The sequence below is a fragment of the Streptomyces sp. NPDC038135 genome (genome assembly GCF_055601245.1).
This window is the reverse complement of record NZ_JBVJXS010000002.1, coordinates 734,321-748,740: the sequence shown is the minus strand read 5'-3', so window position 1 is coordinate 748,740 and position 14,420 is coordinate 734,321. Positions and strand designations below refer to the sequence as shown.

The 14,420-nt window shown below is 73.2% G+C and carries 17 protein-coding genes; 9 read left to right on the top strand and 8 right to left on the bottom strand.

Annotation, left to right across the window (positions count from 1 at the left end):
• Positions 1 to 18: 18 nt before the first annotated feature.
• Complete coding sequence (locus ACZ7JA_RS07735) at positions 19 to 489, bottom strand: DUF6578 domain-containing protein (protein ID WP_351660062.1); 471 nt, start codon at positions 487 to 489, stop codon at positions 19 to 21.
• Between the two features lie 106 nt (positions 490 to 595).
• On the opposite strand from ACZ7JA_RS07735, the gene ACZ7JA_RS07730 reads away from it, so the two are divergent.
• Positions 596 to 1,396, top strand: a complete 801-nt coding sequence (locus ACZ7JA_RS07730; protein ID WP_351660059.1) for a site-2 protease family protein — start codon at positions 596 to 598, stop codon at positions 1,394 to 1,396.
• On the opposite strand, the gene ACZ7JA_RS07725 is transcribed toward ACZ7JA_RS07730, so the two are convergent.
• Positions 1,386 to 1,577: a hypothetical protein gene (locus ACZ7JA_RS07725; protein WP_351660056.1), complete on the bottom strand. Its 192-nt coding sequence runs from the start codon at positions 1,575 to 1,577 to the stop codon at positions 1,386 to 1,388. The genes ACZ7JA_RS07730 and ACZ7JA_RS07725 overlap by 11 nt on opposite strands.
• 74 nt (positions 1,578 to 1,651) lie before the next feature.
• The gene (gene npdG / locus ACZ7JA_RS07720) at positions 1,652 to 2,365 is read right to left on the bottom strand and encodes an NADPH-dependent F420 reductase (RefSeq protein ID WP_351660053.1); all 714 of its coding nucleotides are present in this window, start codon (positions 2,363 to 2,365) and stop codon (positions 1,652 to 1,654) included.
• 141 nt (positions 2,366 to 2,506) lie between these two features.
• Here npdG and ACZ7JA_RS07715 point away from each other — a divergent pair, with 141 nt between their 5' ends.
• Positions 2,507 to 3,100: a hypothetical protein gene (locus ACZ7JA_RS07715; RefSeq protein WP_351660047.1), complete on the top strand. Its 594-nt coding sequence runs from the start codon at positions 2,507 to 2,509 to the stop codon at positions 3,098 to 3,100.
• Positions 3,101 to 3,161: 61 nt separating this feature from the next.
• A complete protein-coding gene (locus tag ACZ7JA_RS07710; RefSeq protein ID WP_389306062.1) occupies positions 3,162 to 4,439 on the top strand; it encodes an MFS transporter in 1,278 nt (425 codons plus the stop codon).
• Between the two features lies 1 nt (position 4,440).
• Here ACZ7JA_RS07710 and ACZ7JA_RS07705 read toward each other — a convergent pair whose 3' ends face one another.
• The gene (locus ACZ7JA_RS07705; protein WP_351660041.1) at positions 4,441 to 4,677 is read right to left on the bottom strand and encodes a hypothetical protein; all 237 of its coding nucleotides are present in this window, start codon (positions 4,675 to 4,677) and stop codon (positions 4,441 to 4,443) included.
• 58 nt (positions 4,678 to 4,735) lie between these two features.
• On the opposite strand from ACZ7JA_RS07705, the gene map reads away from it, so the two are divergent.
• The gene (gene map / locus ACZ7JA_RS07700) at positions 4,736 to 5,593 is read left to right on the top strand and encodes a type I methionyl aminopeptidase (RefSeq protein WP_351660038.1); all 858 of its coding nucleotides are present in this window, start codon (positions 4,736 to 4,738) and stop codon (positions 5,591 to 5,593) included.
• A gap of 161 nt (positions 5,594 to 5,754) precedes the next feature.
• On the top strand, positions 5,755 to 6,402 hold the full coding sequence (locus tag ACZ7JA_RS07695; RefSeq protein WP_470807627.1) for a biliverdin-producing heme oxygenase: 648 nt from the start codon (positions 5,755 to 5,757) through the stop codon (positions 6,400 to 6,402).
• Positions 6,403 to 6,433: 31 nt separating this feature from the next.
• Here ACZ7JA_RS07695 and ACZ7JA_RS07690 read toward each other — a convergent pair whose 3' ends face one another.
• Positions 6,434 to 7,078 (bottom strand): PhzF family phenazine biosynthesis protein, encoded by a 645-nt coding sequence (locus ACZ7JA_RS07690; protein WP_351660032.1) that lies wholly within the window; start codon positions 7,076 to 7,078, stop codon positions 6,434 to 6,436.
• 186 nt (positions 7,079 to 7,264) lie between these two features.
• On the opposite strand from ACZ7JA_RS07690, the gene efeO reads away from it, so the two are divergent.
• The 4 genes from efeO to ACZ7JA_RS07670 all read left to right on the top strand — a co-directional run bounded on the left by efeO (position 7,265) and on the right by ACZ7JA_RS07670 (position 11,667).
• Complete coding sequence (gene efeO, locus ACZ7JA_RS07685; protein ID WP_470807626.1) at positions 7,265 to 8,401, top strand: iron uptake system protein EfeO; 1,137 nt, start codon at positions 7,265 to 7,267, stop codon at positions 8,399 to 8,401.
• A gap of 17 nt (positions 8,402 to 8,418) precedes the next feature.
• Positions 8,419 to 9,696, top strand: a complete 1,278-nt coding sequence (gene efeB, locus ACZ7JA_RS07680) for an iron uptake transporter deferrochelatase/peroxidase subunit (RefSeq protein WP_389306057.1) — start codon at positions 8,419 to 8,421, stop codon at positions 9,694 to 9,696.
• A gap of 3 nt (positions 9,697 to 9,699) precedes the next feature.
• On the top strand, positions 9,700 to 10,572 hold the full coding sequence (efeU, locus tag ACZ7JA_RS07675) for an iron uptake transporter permease EfeU (protein WP_351660023.1): 873 nt from the start codon (positions 9,700 to 9,702) through the stop codon (positions 10,570 to 10,572).
• 102 nt (positions 10,573 to 10,674) lie between these two features.
• Entirely contained in the window at positions 10,675 to 11,667 is a 993-nt protein-coding gene (locus ACZ7JA_RS07670; RefSeq protein ID WP_470807625.1) for an SCO2278 family lipoprotein, read from the top strand.
• A 28-nt stretch (positions 11,668 to 11,695) separates the two neighbouring features.
• Here the strand turns inward: ACZ7JA_RS07670 and ACZ7JA_RS07665 are convergent, their stop codons facing one another.
• From ACZ7JA_RS07665 to ACZ7JA_RS07655, 3 genes are all read right to left on the bottom strand, one after another.
• Positions 11,696 to 12,424, bottom strand: a complete 729-nt coding sequence (locus ACZ7JA_RS07665) for a bifunctional DNA primase/polymerase (protein ID WP_351660017.1) — start codon at positions 12,422 to 12,424, stop codon at positions 11,696 to 11,698.
• A 116-nt stretch (positions 12,425 to 12,540) separates the two neighbouring features.
• Positions 12,541 to 13,155: a TetR/AcrR family transcriptional regulator gene (locus ACZ7JA_RS07660; protein WP_389306051.1), complete on the bottom strand. Its 615-nt coding sequence runs from the start codon at positions 13,153 to 13,155 to the stop codon at positions 12,541 to 12,543.
• A gap of 32 nt (positions 13,156 to 13,187) precedes the next feature.
• Positions 13,188 to 14,183 carry a small ribosomal subunit Rsm22 family protein gene (locus ACZ7JA_RS07655; protein WP_351660011.1) on the bottom strand — a complete coding sequence of 332 codons (996 nt, stop codon included), beginning with the start codon at positions 14,181 to 14,183 and terminating at the stop codon, positions 13,188 to 13,190.
• Between the last annotated feature and the right edge of the window lie 237 nt (positions 14,184 to 14,420).

Genomic DNA, 14,420 nt, shown 5'->3' with positions numbered 1-14,420 from the left:
CGGAGCGGTCAGCGCCGGTCACCGGGTGCGCGCGGCGCCCGGTGGCGGCACCTCCAGGGTGACGAGGGCGCCGAGGACCCGGCGGACGCGGTGCGGACCCCGCGGCGGCGCGTAGTCCTCCTCCGCGAACCACTTCGGGCAGTGGCCGGCGGACTCCAGGGTCACCGAGCCGGGCACCGGTTCCAGGGAGTGCCCCGAGGCCAGGAGCGTCACCTTCCCGTACGGCGGCGAGGCGCGCTGGAGGTCGCGCAGGTCCATGTCGACCGTGAACTCCTGGTGCACCAGGTCGATGGCGCGGACCCGGCCGGCGGTCGGGTGCGCGGTGTCCCCGTGGTTCTCCACCCACGCCTCGGCGCCGTGGCAGTCCCCCGCCCGCAGCCGCTCCTCGTCCAGGGCGACCAGCGGCCAGTCGATCTCGTCGCCCACCGAGAAGGGCTCCCCGCAGCAGCCGAGCTGCCATTCCTCGTAGAACACCGTCTTCAGTGCCATCGCCCCACCATCCCGGAACCCGACGGCCACCGCTAAGCGTTTTCCCGGCGTGTCCGCCGCCAGGTACGGTCGGCCTTTCCGACCGCCCCGTCCACAGGAGCCGCCCATGACCACCGCCACCACCAGCCGCGGCGACCGCCGGGTCAGTCCCGTCTTCGTCGGCATCATGGCCGTGACGGCGGTGACCGGCTGGGCCACCTGGACCGGCTTCGCCGAGCAGCCCGGTGTCGCGGTGTTCCTGTTCGTGACGGCGGCCTGGATCGTCTCCCTGTGCCTGCACGAGTACGCGCACGCCCGCACCGCGCTGCACTCCGGGGACATCTCGGTGGGCGAGAAGGGCTATCTCACGCTCAACCCGCTGAAGTACACGCACGCGCTGCTGAGCATCGTGCTGCCCGTGGTGTTCGTGATCATGGGCGGGATCGGCCTGCCGGGCGGCGCGGTGTTCATCGAGCGCGGCCGGATCCGGGGCCGCTGGCGGCACAGCCTGATCTCGGCGGCCGGCCCGCTGACGAACGTGCTGTTCGCCGCGGTGTGCACCGCGCCCTTCTGGCTGCACGCGCTGGACGGCGTGCCGCGCGACTTCCGCTACGCGCTGGCGTTCCTCGCCCTGCTCCAGGTGACGGCGGCGATCCTGAACTTCCTGCCGGTGCCCGGCCTGGACGGCTACGGCGTGCTGGAGCCGTGGCTGCCGTACGGCGTGAAGCGGCAGGTGGAGCCGTTCGCGCCGTTCGGGCTGCTGTTCGTGTTCGCGCTGCTGTGGGTGCCGTCGGTGAACATCGCGTTCTTCGACGCCATCGACGCGATCCTGCGCGGCCTGGGCGTCGACGACTTCTCCCAGGCCTGCGGCCACGAGCTCTACCAGTTCTGGCGCGAGAGCCCGCAGGTGTGCGCGATCAGCCCGTGACGGACCTGCCCTGCCCGGCGCCGGCGCGGCCGCGCTTGACGTAGTACCACGTCATGTTGGACGACAGGCCCGCGAGGAGCACCCACACGATCCCCAGCCAGCTCCCCTGGACGAAGGAGACGACCGCGGCGGCGACGGCGAGGACGCAGACGATCAGGGTGTAGAGGGCGATGCGGGGCATGGGGCTCGGCTCCTGTCGGGGGACACTGCTCGGTACTGCTTCGCCGACCAGTGTCCCCCATCGCCCGGGACGGCTCACACGTCGGTGACGCGGAGCCCGGCGTGCGCCTTGTACCGGCGGTTGACGGAGATCAGGTTCGCCACCAGGGACTCCACCTGGTGGGCGTTGCGCAGCCGCCCGGCGAAGACGCCGCGCATGCCGGGGATGCGGCCGGCCAGCGCCTGCACGGTCTCCACGTCGGCCCGGTCCTCGCCGAGCACCATCACGTCGGTGTCGATCCGCTCGATCTCCGGGTCCTGGAGCAGCACGGCCGACAGGTGGTGGAAGGCGGCGGTGACCCGGGAGTCCGGCAGCAGCGCGGCGGCCTGCTCGGCGGCGCTGCCCTCCTCGGGCTTCAGGGCGTAGGCGCCCTTCTTGTCGAAGCCGAGCGGGTTGACGCAGTCCACGACGAGCTTGCCGGCCAGCTCCGCGCGCAGCGACTCGAGGGTCTTGCCGTGGCCCTCCCAGGGCACGGCGACGATCACGATGTCGCTGCGGCGCGCGGTCTCGGCGTTGTCGGCGCCCTCGACGCCGTTCCCCAGCTCCTCGGCGGCGGCCCGGGCCCGCTCGGCGGCCCGGGAGCCGATGATCACCTTCTGGCCGGCCTGGGCGAGCCGGTGGGCGAGGCCCTTGCCCTGCGGGCCGGTGCCGCCGAGCACGCCGACGACTAGCCCGGAGACGTCGGGCAGGTCCCAGGGGTCCTTCGCGGGGGCCTTGGCGGGAGTCTGTGCGCTGTCGGTAGAGGTCATGGGCCGACTCTACGTCCGCGGGGGCGGTCGCAGCGGGTCGGGTGAGCCACGGAGTCAGGGGCCGGCCGTCCGGTACCCGGGCGGGCGAATTCGGCGTGAACTGCGGGCCGCGGGCGGACGGTTGCGGCAGGATGCGGCCGCATGGACGCCGTACGTGTCGCACTGCTGCGCGAGGTGCTCGCCGGGACCGAGTGGCTGGGCGCCACCCGGCGGTTCGCGGGGGTGCTGCGCGGGTCGGTGGTGTCGCACGGGGGCGGGCTGCTGCTGGTGGGCACGCCCGAGTACGAGCCCTGGCACCTGGCCGCGCACCTGGTGGACGAGGCCGCCTGGTCCGGCACCCCCGAGCTGGCGCCCACGCTGGTACGGCACCACGCGCGCCCCGCGGACCCCGCCCACCTGGCCGTCGGACCCGGCCGGATCGAGGCGGCGCGGCGGGGCGAGACCCTGCTCGTGGTCGCCCCCGAGGAGCCGGCGGAGCTGCTGGAGCGGGTGCACGAGGCCCGCCGGGCCGGGGTGACGGTGCTGGCGCTCGGCGCGGGCGGCGGCGAGCTGGCCGCGATGGCCCACGACACGCTGGCCGTGCCCGAGGGCGCGGAGCTGGACCTGGACAGCGTGCAGCACCTGGTCAGCGCGGCGGCCGGCGAGAACAGCACGCCGCGGGCCCGCCGCGGCTTCCGGGACCGGCTGTCCCGCCTGGCGGACATCCTCACGGCCCCGCCGGCCGCCCCCTGGTGACGCGCGCCGGGTCCGCGGAAAACCGGTTGCCCGCCGGCCCGGCCCCGCGCAGCATGCCCGGGTGCCCAAAGCTCTCCTCCCCGATCTCGCCCCCTGGAAGGCCTCCGCCGACTTCCGCAGGCTCTGGGCCTCCGGCCTGGTCAGCAACTTCGGCAGCTTCCTGACCTTCGTGGCGCTCCCGGTCCAGCTCAAGGAACTGACCGGCTCGGCGGCGGCCGTCGGCGCGATCGGCGCCGTGGAACTGGTACCGCTGATCGTCTTCGGCCTGTACGGCGGCGCCCTCGCCGACGCCCTCGACAAGCGCCGGCTGATCGTGTGGACGGAGGCCGGTCAGGGCCTGCTCAGCGCCGCCCTGCTGGTCGACGCGCTGCTGCCGCGCCCCGCCGTGTGGCCGCTGTACCTGATCGCCGCTCTCTCCTCCGCGCTCGTCTCCGTCCAGCGGCCCGCGCTGGACTCCCTGCTCCCGCGGATCGTCGCCCACGAGCACCTGCCGGCCGCGGCCTCGCTGAACTCCCTGCGCTGGACGGTCGGCGGAGTGGCCGGCCCGGCGGTCGCGGGCGTGGTCGTCGCCTACGCGGGCCTGGGCTGGGCGTACGCGGCCGACCTGCTGACGTTCGCCGTGTCGCTGCTGTTCGTCGCCCGTCTCGCCCCCTCCCCCGCCTCGCACGAGGCGGCGAAGCCGGACCTGCGGGCCGTCGCGGAGGGCGCCCGCTACGCCTGGAGCCGCAAGGAACTCCTCGGCACCTACGCGGTGGACCTGGCGGCGATGTTCCTCGCCATGCCGCTCGCCGTACTGCCGTTCCTGGCCGACGAACTGCACGCCGAGTGGGCGCTCGGGCTGATGTACGCGACCTTCCCGCTGGGCGCGCTGCTGGTGAGCCTGACCAGCGGCTGGACCTCGCGGGTGCACCGGCACGGCCGGATGGTGGTGCTGTCGGCGGCCCTGTGGGGCCTGGCGGTCGCGGCCGCGGGAGTGGCCGGCGAGGTCTGGCTGGTGCTGCTGCTCCTGACCGTCGCGGGCGGCTGCGACATGGTCAGCGGGATCTTCCGGGGCGCGATGTGGAACCAGACGATCCCCGACGAGCTGCGCGGCCGGCTCGCCGGCATCGAGCTGCTGTCCTACTCGGTCGGCCCGCAGCTCGGGCAGGTCCGTTCCGGCGGCGTCGCGGCCTGGGCGGGCGTGCGGGCGTCCGTGTGGTCGGGCGGGGCGCTGTGCGCGGGCGCGATGGGACTGCTGGCGCTGTGCCTGCCGGGGCTGATGGCGTACGACGCCCGGACCAGCGAGCACGCGGTGCGGCTGCGCGAGCAGCGCGCCGCCACCGCGTCCACGCCGGTGTGAGTCAGTCCTCGTCCGCGTCCCGGCCGCCCGCCGGGGCGTCGTGCCAGCGGGGGTCGGTCTCCCATTCGAGGTTGCGCTCCTGCGCGGTCTCCATCGCGCGCTGCGCCTCCTGCGGGCTGGCGTACGGGCCGAAGCGGTCCTTGCCCGGGCAGTCCGGGCCCTCCTCGACCTTCTTGTGCTCCAGGCAGTAGTACCACTCACCCGGCTTGCCGGCGGTGCGCTTCTTGAACAAGGCCATGGACAGCTCCTCTCGCCACGCTCATATTCCCCCATGGCCGCTGGATAGACTCCTTGGCATGTCAGGCCAGTCGCTGCTCGTACCAGGGGAGATCTCCCCCACCCGTTCGGTACCCGGGAACATCCGCCGTCCCGAGTACGTCGGCAAGCCCGCGCCGGCGCCGTACACCGGTCCGGAGGTGCAGACGCCCGAGACCGTCGAGGCGATGCGTCTCGCCGGCCGCATCGCCGCGCAGGCGATGGAGGAGGCGGCGAAGCTCATCGCGCCCGGCGTCACCACCGACCAGCTCGACAAGGTCGCCCACGAGTACATGTGCGACCACGGCGCCTACCCCTCGACCCTCGGCTACCGCGGCTTCCCCAAGTCGCTGTGCACCAGCGTCAACGAGGTCATCTGCCACGGCATCCCGGACACGACGGTCCTCCAGGACGGCGACATCGTGAACCTGGACGTGACCGCGTACATCGGCGGGGTGCACGGCGACAACAACGCCACCTATCTCGTCGGGGACGTGGACGAGGAGTCGCGGCTGCTGGTGGAGCGGACCCGGGAGTCGCTGAACCGCGCGATCAAGGCGGTCCGGCCGGGCCGGCAGATCAACGTCATCGGGCGGGTGATCGAGTCCTACGCCAAGCGCTTCGGCTACGGGGTGGTGCGGGACTTCACCGGGCACGGCATCAGCTCGTCGTTCCACTCCGGTCTGATCATCCCGCACTACGACAGCCCGCACGCGACGACGGTGATGCAGCCCGGCATGACCTTCACCATCGAGCCGATGCTGACGCTGGGGACGTACGAGTACGAGATGTGGGACGACGGCTGGACCGTCGTGACCAAGGACCGCAAGCGGACGGCGCAGTTCGAGCACACGCTGGTGGTGACGGAGACCGGCGCGGACATCCTGACCCTGCCGTGACCCCGGCCGCCCGAATCGTCTGAAGACCCGCTCCCACCAGGTGGGGGCGGGCCTCCTGCCCGGCGCTCCGCCCGGCCCGCCGGTGTCTTACCGACACCGTGTCGGTAAACTTGCCGCAGCGGGTCGGCGAACCGCCGCGCGCCCGAGTCCCGGGAGAGCCCATGGAGTCGTTCTCGACCGTCATCCGCACCGCCTCGCACCAGCAGCACGTGGCCGCGGAGACCTCGTCGTTCATGAGCGACCTGCTCGGCGGGCGGCTGGGGGTGGCCGCGTACGCGCGCTACACCGAGCAGCTCTGGTTCGTCTACGAGGCGCTGGAGAGCGCGGCCGGGCGGCTGGCGGCGGATCCGGTGGCCGGTCCCTTCGTCCGGTCCGAGCTGCTGCGGCTGCCCGCGCTGGAGCGGGACCTGGCGCATCTGCGCGGCCCGCGCTGGCGCTCGCGGGCGTCCGCCCTGCCGGCGACCGAGGCCTACGCGGACCGGGTCCGGGAGTGCGCCGAGCGCTGGCCCGGCGGTTACGTCGCCCACCACTACACCCGCTACCTGGGCGACCTGTCCGGCGGCCAGATCATCCGGGACCGGGCGGAGAAGACCTGGGGTTTCACGCGCAAGGGCGACGGCGTCCGCTTCTACGTCTTCGAGGGCATCGCCAACCCGGCGGCGTTCAAGCGGAGTTACCGGGAGCACCTGGACGCCGTCGACGCGGACGAGCTGGAACGGCAGCGCATCGTGGCGGAGTGCAAGCGGGCGTTCGCCCTCAACACGGCCGTCTTCGAGGCCCTGGGCGAGGAGTTCGCGCGGAGCGCCTGAGGCGGCGGACGCCGGGGCGCCCCGCGGGCGGCTAGCGTTCGAGCAGGACCCGGCCGCCGACCTCCACCCAGCCGTGCGGCTGGGGTGCGGTGAGGATCTGGGAGCCTCTGCCCTGGGTGATGTTCAGCGCCCGGCCCAGTTCCTCGGTGAGCAGCAGCGCCGCCGCCCCCGTCGCCTCGTCCTCCTCGATGCCGTCGTCGCGACCGGGGAAGGCGCGGGCGCGGACCCGTCCGGCCGCCTCGTCCTCCCACGCCCAGGCGTAGATCCACTCGCCGGGCGGCGGCACCTCCAGGGCGTCGACCTCGGCGGCCGTGCCGTACCGGCGCAGGGTGCGCGGCGGGGCCCACTCCGCGCGGGCCTCGATCCAGCTGAACTCGCCGTCCAGCCGGGCGCCCACCAGCCCGGCGGGCGTGACCAGCTCGGGGACGTCCAGCAGCCAGGCCGTGCCGACGCAGGGGTGACCGGCGAAGGGCAGGCGCAGGGTGGGCGTGTAGATGTCGATCACCCCGCGCTCGGGGTCGTCCACGAACACGGTCTCGCTGAAGCCGAGCTTGGCGGCGAGCGCCTGCCGGTCGTCCCGCTCCGGCAGCACCGATCCGTCCCGGACGACGCCCAGCTCGTTGCCGTAGCCGCCGCCCGGTCCGCAGAACACGCGGAGCACGTCGTAGTCAGTCACGAGAAGATTGAATCACCCCTTGACCTCCCCTTTACCTCGCGCTGGCGCCCCCTTGGAGGCGCCGAGACCAAGACGTGTCTGTGATCTTTCCGTGAGAGCCGAATCACGACCCGGGTGTGTATCGCTGAGGTAAGCCTCAGTTATGTTAGGTCAGCCTCACCACACCAGATCCGTCTTGGAGCCTGCATGCGAGCCGTCCGACTGACCGTCACCGCCGCCACCGCCATGGCCGCTCTGACCGCCCTCTCGGCCTGCACCGCGAAGAGCGATGCCGAGGACGGCAAGGCCATCGAGGTCACCGCCGCCGACTCCAAGTGCGACACCTCGGCGAAGTCCGTGCCGGCCGGCCAGGTCACGCTGAAGATAGAGAACAAGGGCTCCAAGGCCACCGAGGTCGAGATCGTCTTCCCGGACGACCGGATCGTCTCCGAGAAGGAGAACATCGGCCCCGGCACCAAGTACACGCTGACCGCCGAGGTGAAGGCGGGCACCTACGAGATCGCCTGCCGCCCCGGCATGAAGGGCCACGGCGTCCGGCAGAAGCTGACCGTCACCGGCGGCGGCAAGACGGCCCAGCGCGATCCCAGGCTGGACAAGGCGGTCGCCGACTACCGCCAGTACGCGCAGGACCAGGCGGACGAGACGCTGCCGCGCGTGGAGACCTTCGTGAAGGCGGTCAAGGCCGGCGACGTGGCGGCCGCCAAGAAGGCCTACCCGCTCTCCCGCCTCGGCTGGGAGCGCACCGAGCCGGTCGCCGAGTCCTTCGGCGACATCGACCCGAAGGTCGACGTCCGCGAGGACGGGCTCGAGGAGGGCCAGAAGTGGACCGGCTGGCACCGGCTGGAGAAGGCCCTGTGGAAGGACGGGAGGATCGGCGCCGAGGAGAAGACCCTCGCCGGGCAGCTCGTCACCGACCTCGAGGACTGGCAGAAGCGCGTCGGCAAGGCGGAGATCAGCCCGTCCTCCATGGCCAACGGCGCCAAGGAGCTGCTCGACGAGGTCGCCACCGGCAAGGTCACCGGCGAGGAGGACCGCTACGCCCACACCGACCTCGTCGACTTCAAGGGCAACGTCGAGGGCGCGCAGAAGGCCTACGAGCTGCTGAAGCCGGTCGCCGCCAAGAACGACCCGGAGCTGGCCAAGGAGCTGGACAAGCAGTTCACGGCGCTGAACGCCGTGCTCGACAAGTACCGCTCCGACAAGAACTCCTACGAGTTCACCTCCTACGACAAGGTCACCGGGGAGCAGCGCAAGGAGCTGTCGGACGCGGTGAACGCGCTCGCCGAGCCGCTGTCCAAGCTCGCCGCCGCCGTCGTGAAGTGAGCAGGGGGAACAAGGCGATGACCGAGACCCAGGAGACCGTGCAGACCGAGGAGTCCCGCGACGGCGGCCCGTCGCGCCGGGCGCTGATCGGCTGGGGAGGCGCCGGGCTGGCGCTCGGGGCCGCCGCGGCCGGCGGCGGGATGGCGATGGCCGGGGCGGGCGACGACGCCGACCCCGCCTCCGCCGAGGCGGGCGGAGCGGTGGAGTTCCACGGCGCCCACCAGGCCGGCATCGCCACCCCCGTGCAGGACCGGCTGCACTTCGCCGCGTTCGACGTGAAGACCGACGACCGCGAAGCGTTCGTGCGACTGCTGAAGGACTGGACGGACGCGGCCCGGCGGATGACCGCGGGCCGGACCGTCGGCGAGGGTGCCTACGGCGGGCTCGCCGAGGCGCCGCCGGACGACACCGGCGAGGCCCTCGGTCTCAAGCCGTCCCGGCTGACGCTGACCATCGGGTTCGGGCCCTCGCTCTTCGAGAAGTTCGGCCTCCACGACCGGCGTCCTGCGGCCCTGGCCGACCTGCCCGCCTTCCCCGGCGACAACCTGGACAGGGCCCGCAGCGGCGGCGACCTGTGCATCCAGGCCTGCGCGGACGATCCGCAGGTCGCCGTGCACGCCATCCGCAACCTGGCCCGGATCGGCTTCGGCAAGGTCGCCATCCGCTGGTCGCAGCTCGGCTTCGGCAAGACCTCCTCGACCACCCCCGGCGCCCAGACCCCGCGCAACCTGTTCGGGTTCAAGGACGGCACCCGCAACATCGCCGGAACCGAGAGCGACCGCCTGAAGAAGTTCGTGTGGGCCGGCGAGGGGGACGGTCCGGACTGGATGACCGGCGGGTCCTACCTGGTCGCCCGGCGCATCCGCATGAACGTCGAGACCTGGGACCGCACCTCGCTGCAGGAGCAGGAGGACGTCTTCGGCCGCGACAAGCGCGAGGGCGCCCCCGTCGGCAAGGCCAAGGAGCACGACGAGCCGTTCCTGAAGGCGATGAAGCCGGACTCGCACGTGCGGCTGGCGCACCCCGACTCCAACGACGGCATCACCATCCTGCGCCGCGGCTACTCCTTCACGGACGGCACCGACGGCCTCGGGCGCCTCGACGCCGGCCTGTTCTTCCTCGCCTACCAGCGGGACGTGCGCAAGGGGTTCATCCCGCTGCAGCGCAGGCTGGCCGCGCACGACGCGCTCAACGAGTACATCCAGCACGTGGGTTCGGCGGTCTTCGCGGTTCCCCCCGGCGTCCGGGACACCGGCGACTGGTGGGGCCGCTCGCTGTTCCAGAAGGAGGCGTAGCCCGTGTTCTCCAACTACCTGATCGGTCTGCGCGAGGGTCTGGAGGCGTCGCTCGTCGTCTGCATCCTGATCGCCTACCTGGTCAAGACCGGCCGCCGGGACGCCCTGAAGCCGATCTGGATCGGCATCGGCATCGCCGTCGCCATCGCGATGGGCTTCGGCTGCGCCCTGGAGTTCGGCTCCCAGGAGATGACCTTCCAGGCGCAGGAGGCGCTCGGCGGCTCGCTGTCCGTCGTCGCCGTCGCCCTGGTGACCTGGATGGTGTTCTGGATGCGGCGCACCGCCCGGCACCTGAAGTCGGAGCTGCACGGCAAGCTGGACGCGGCCCTGGCGATGGGCACGGGCGCGCTGGTCGCCACCGCGTTCCTGGCCGTCGGCCGGGAGGGCCTGGAGACCGCCCTGTTCGTGTGGGCGTCGGTGCACGCGGCGAGCGACGGCACCCCGCGCCCGCTGATCGGCGTGGCGCTGGGCCTGGCCACGGCCGTCCTGCTGGGCTGGCTGTTCTACCGGGGCGCCCTGAAGATCAACCTGGCCAAGTTCTTCACCTGGACCGGCGGCATGCTGGTCGTGGTCGCGGCGGGCGTGCTGGCGTACGGCTTCCACGACCTGCAGGAGGCGAGCTGGATCCCCGGCATCAACCGCCTGGCCTTCGACATCAGCGGCACGATCCCGCCGGACAGCTGGTACGGCACCCTGCTCAAGGGCGTGTTCAACTTCCAGCCGGACCCGACGGTCGTCCAGCTCACGGTGTGGGCGCTCTACCTGGTGCCGACCCTGGCCGTCTTCCTGCTCACGCCGGAGTTCCGCGCCCGGCTGCGCGGCGGCCGGCGGGACGCGGCGGCTCCGGCCCGCGGCAAGGTGCCGGCGTCCGAGTGACCGGCGCGGGCAACGGGACGGCACAGTAAGGGAACCGGCCGTCCGCGCGCCTTCCCGTCCCGGTAGGGTTCGCCTCCGGGAAGGGGAGGGTGAAGGCACCTCATGAGCAGGGATCGCAGTCGTCGCGGGCATCGCAGGCGTGACCGGAACGCACTCATAGCGGCCTCGCTGACCGCTTTGTCGCTGACGGCGAGCGGATGCGTGGTCGTGCACGGGGAACGCGAGGTGCTCCCGGCCGCCGGCCGCGCCGAGGCCGCCAAGGCCCTACGGCAGTTCACGGACGCCTACAACAGGGCCGACAAGGCCTACGACCGCTCCCTGGACGCGAAGTACGTCACCGGCCCCCTCGCCGACATCGACGGCGCCCGGCTGAAGGCCGGGCACGCCAACAGCCCGTCGGGCAACGCGAACCACTCCCCGCTGGAGCTGACGGACGCGAAGTTCACGATCCCGAAGAAGGCCGGGTGGCCGCGCTGGTTCGTCGCGGACGCCAAGGGCAACAAGGGCGGCAACGCCCGCTGGCTGCTGGTCTTCACCCGGGACGGCCTCGGCGAGCCGTGGCGGGTGGCGTATCTGACGCTGGTGGCCCAGGGTGACGTACCGGAGTTCAGGACGGACGCCGACGGCTACGCCGAGGCCGTGCCGGCCGGCTCCACCGGTCTCGCCGTGCCGCCCGCCGAGCTGAGCAAGGGGTACACCGGCCACCTGAAGAACGGCGGCAACACCTTCGCGGACGGCCCGTACACCAGCACCCTGCGCACGAACCGCAAGAAGCTGGCGAAGCGGCCGGGTCTGGTCCGGCAGTTCATCGACGAGCCGCTGACCAGCGGCGACTATGCGCCGCTCGCGCTGCGCACGGCGGACGGCGGGGCGCTGGTGTTCTTCACCACGCACCACTACGAGAAGCAGACCGCCGCCGCGGGGACGTCGGTGCCCACCCCGAACCGGGACGTGCAGGCCCTGACCAAGGGCGAGATCAAGCAGTCGCTGACGCTGGAGATCATCGCGAACGAGGCCGCCCTCGACCCGGCGGGCGGCGGCCGGGTGTCGGTGCTGGGGCGGGTCCAGGGGCTGACGGCGGCGCAGGGCGAGTAGCCGGCGCCGGCACGGCGCCCGGCGCGCCTCAGTGCCCCAGGGGCCAGGCGGTGCCCGCGGGGTCGCCGGTGTGGCGGGCGCAGGCGTCGGTCAGCGTCTCCAGCAGGGTCAGCGGATCGGGCAGCGGGTGCTCCAGGCCGCGCAGCCAGCGCAGGCCCCGCTCCCCGTCGCCGGGCAGCCGGGCGGGCGGTACGAGGACGTAGGAGCCGCGGCAGTGCCAGCGCAGGCCCGGGTGCTCGTCCATGGTCTCGGGGTGGCAGTCCAGCTCGCAGGGCCACCACTCGTCCTCGTCCTCGGGGGTGCCCCGGGTGAGGGTGAAGAACATCATGCGGCCGTCGTCGCTCTCGGCGACCGGCCCCACCTCCACACCGGCGTCGAGCAGCCGCTCCAGCGCCTCACGGCCGGCCTCCAGGGGCACGTCCAGGACGTCGTGCACCATGCCGGTCGCGGTGATGAAGTTGGCCTGCGGCTGGTTCCGGGCCCAGCGCTCGATCTGGGCGCGGTCGGTGGTGGACTGGGTCTGCCAGGCGAACGACACCGGGTGCCGGGCCGGGGTGGGACAGCCGACGCGGTCGCAGGAGCAGCCGTAGCCGGCTCCGGGGTGCGCGGCGGGCGCGAGCGGCAGGCCCGCGGCGGCGGCGGCGAGCAGCAGGGCCTCACGGCCGCCGGGGTCGGCGGTCTCCTTCGGGCGGCGTCCGCGCAGCCACTGGGAGAGTTTGCCCTGCCGGCCGCTACGGCCGCCGAACGTCGCGCTCATTCGTCCCCTTCGCCTCGCCTGGTGCGGACAGCATGCCTCATCGTCCCATTCTCCTGCTCTTCGGGGTGTCACCGGGGCCTTCCGGAGAAACCGGACGAGACGCACCCCACACGGGGTCAGCGCGGGGCGAGGCCGTACAGGGCGTAGTCGACCAGGGTGTCCGTGTACGCGTACGAGATCGGGCCGGTGCGCTGGAGCCAGCGCTGGGCCAGCGGGGAGACGAAGAGCTCCAGGCCGATGCGCGGGTCGACGTCGGGGCGCACCGCGCCGGTCTCCTGCGCGGAGCGAAGCCGGTCGACGTAGAGCCGGAGCTGGGGTTCGAGGAGCTTCCCGACGAACTCCCGGCCGAGCTGCTCGTCGACCAGGCCCTCGGCGGCCAGTGCGCGGGCGGGCGCCTCGAAGCGCGGGTCGAGCAGTTCGTCCACGGTGGCCCGGAGCACGGCTTTGAGGTCGGCGGCGAGGTCGCCGGTGTCGGGGAGGGTGTACGGCTGCTGTCCGGCCGCTTGCGCCGCCTGTTCCCCGAGGTCCAGGAACGCCTCCAGCAGCACGTCCGCCTTCGACGACCACCACCGGTAGATGGTCTGCTTGCCGACCCCGGCGCGGGCGGCGATGCCCTCGACGGTGGTCTTCCGGTACCCGGTCTCCCCGACCAGGGCGAGGGCGGCGGCGTAGATCGCCCGGCGGGACTTCTCACTGCGCCGGGCGGCGTCGGGGGCGGGCTTCTTGACCATGGGGTGACGCTAACAAGCCGGGCGGACACGGCCTAGGCGGGCGGGTCCTGAGGCGGCCAGGGGTCGCCCCAGTCGGTGTCCCGGGCCGCCCGGTACAGGCCGCCGTGGCGCTTGGTGACGGTGGTGCGGCCCAGCCGCTCCTCCGCCTCGCACAGGTCCAGCAGCACCTGCCCCTTGCGGATCTGGGGGCGGCGCACCACCCGGTTCGGGGCGGGCTCGGCGGGCAGCCGGGTGGCGGCCACGTAGGCGAACTTCTCGTCCTCGTAGGCCAGGGAGCCGCCCTTGACCTGCCGGTGCAGCGAGGAGCGGCTGACCCGGGCGGAGAAGTGGCACCAGTCCGTGCCGGGGGCGATGGGGCAGGCGGCGCTGTGCGGGCAGGGCGCGGCCACCCGGAATCCGGCGCCGATCAGGCGGTCGCGCGCCTCGATGACGCGTTCGTAGCCGGCGGGCGTACCGGCCTCGACGATCACGACGGCCTGCGCGGCGGCCGCGGCGGCGTCCACGAGGGCGGCACGGTCGGCCTCGGCGAGTTCGTTGAGCACGTACGACACGGTGACGAGGTCGGTGGGGTCGAGGGTGAGCGCCGCGCCGATCCGGGCGCGTTCCCAGCGGGCGTCGCGCAGGGCCGGGTTGGCGGCGGCGATCTCCCGGCCGAGGGCGAGCGCGGGTTCGGCCCAGTCCAGCACGGTCACCGGCCGGGTCCCGTCCCAGGTGGCGGTGACCGCCCAGGTCGCCGCTCCGGTGCCGCCGCCGACGTCCGTGTGACCGCCGGGCGCCCAGCCGGGCAGGGTGTCCGCGAACGCCTCCAGCGCCGAGCGGACCGCCTCGAAGGTGGCGGGCATCCGGTAGGCGGCGTACGCGGCCACGTCGGCGCGGTCGCGCAGGATCGGGGCGTGGGTGGGGGTGTCGCCCCGGTAGCTGGCGATCAGCCGCTCCACGGCCCCGGCGGCCTGCCGGGGCGGCAGCCCGTCGAGCAGCGCACTGACGGAGGCACGGAGGGCGTCGGCTGGGGAGACTGGGACGTTCACCCGGCGATTCTCTCAGCTACCGGGAGGGGCCCGGTCCGGGCGGGGGCGGAGGCGGCGGGGGCCTGGGGCGGAGGCTGCAGGGCGCCTGGGGCGGGGATTGTGGGGCGTCCGGGGCGGAGGCGGCGGGACGACCGAGGCGGAGGCCGCGGGACGTCCGGCGCCGAGGTGACGGCGGGGTCGCAGTCCCGTGCTTACGAAGTGCCCGTCGGTCAGGCTCCGCGGACGGCTCGGGACAAG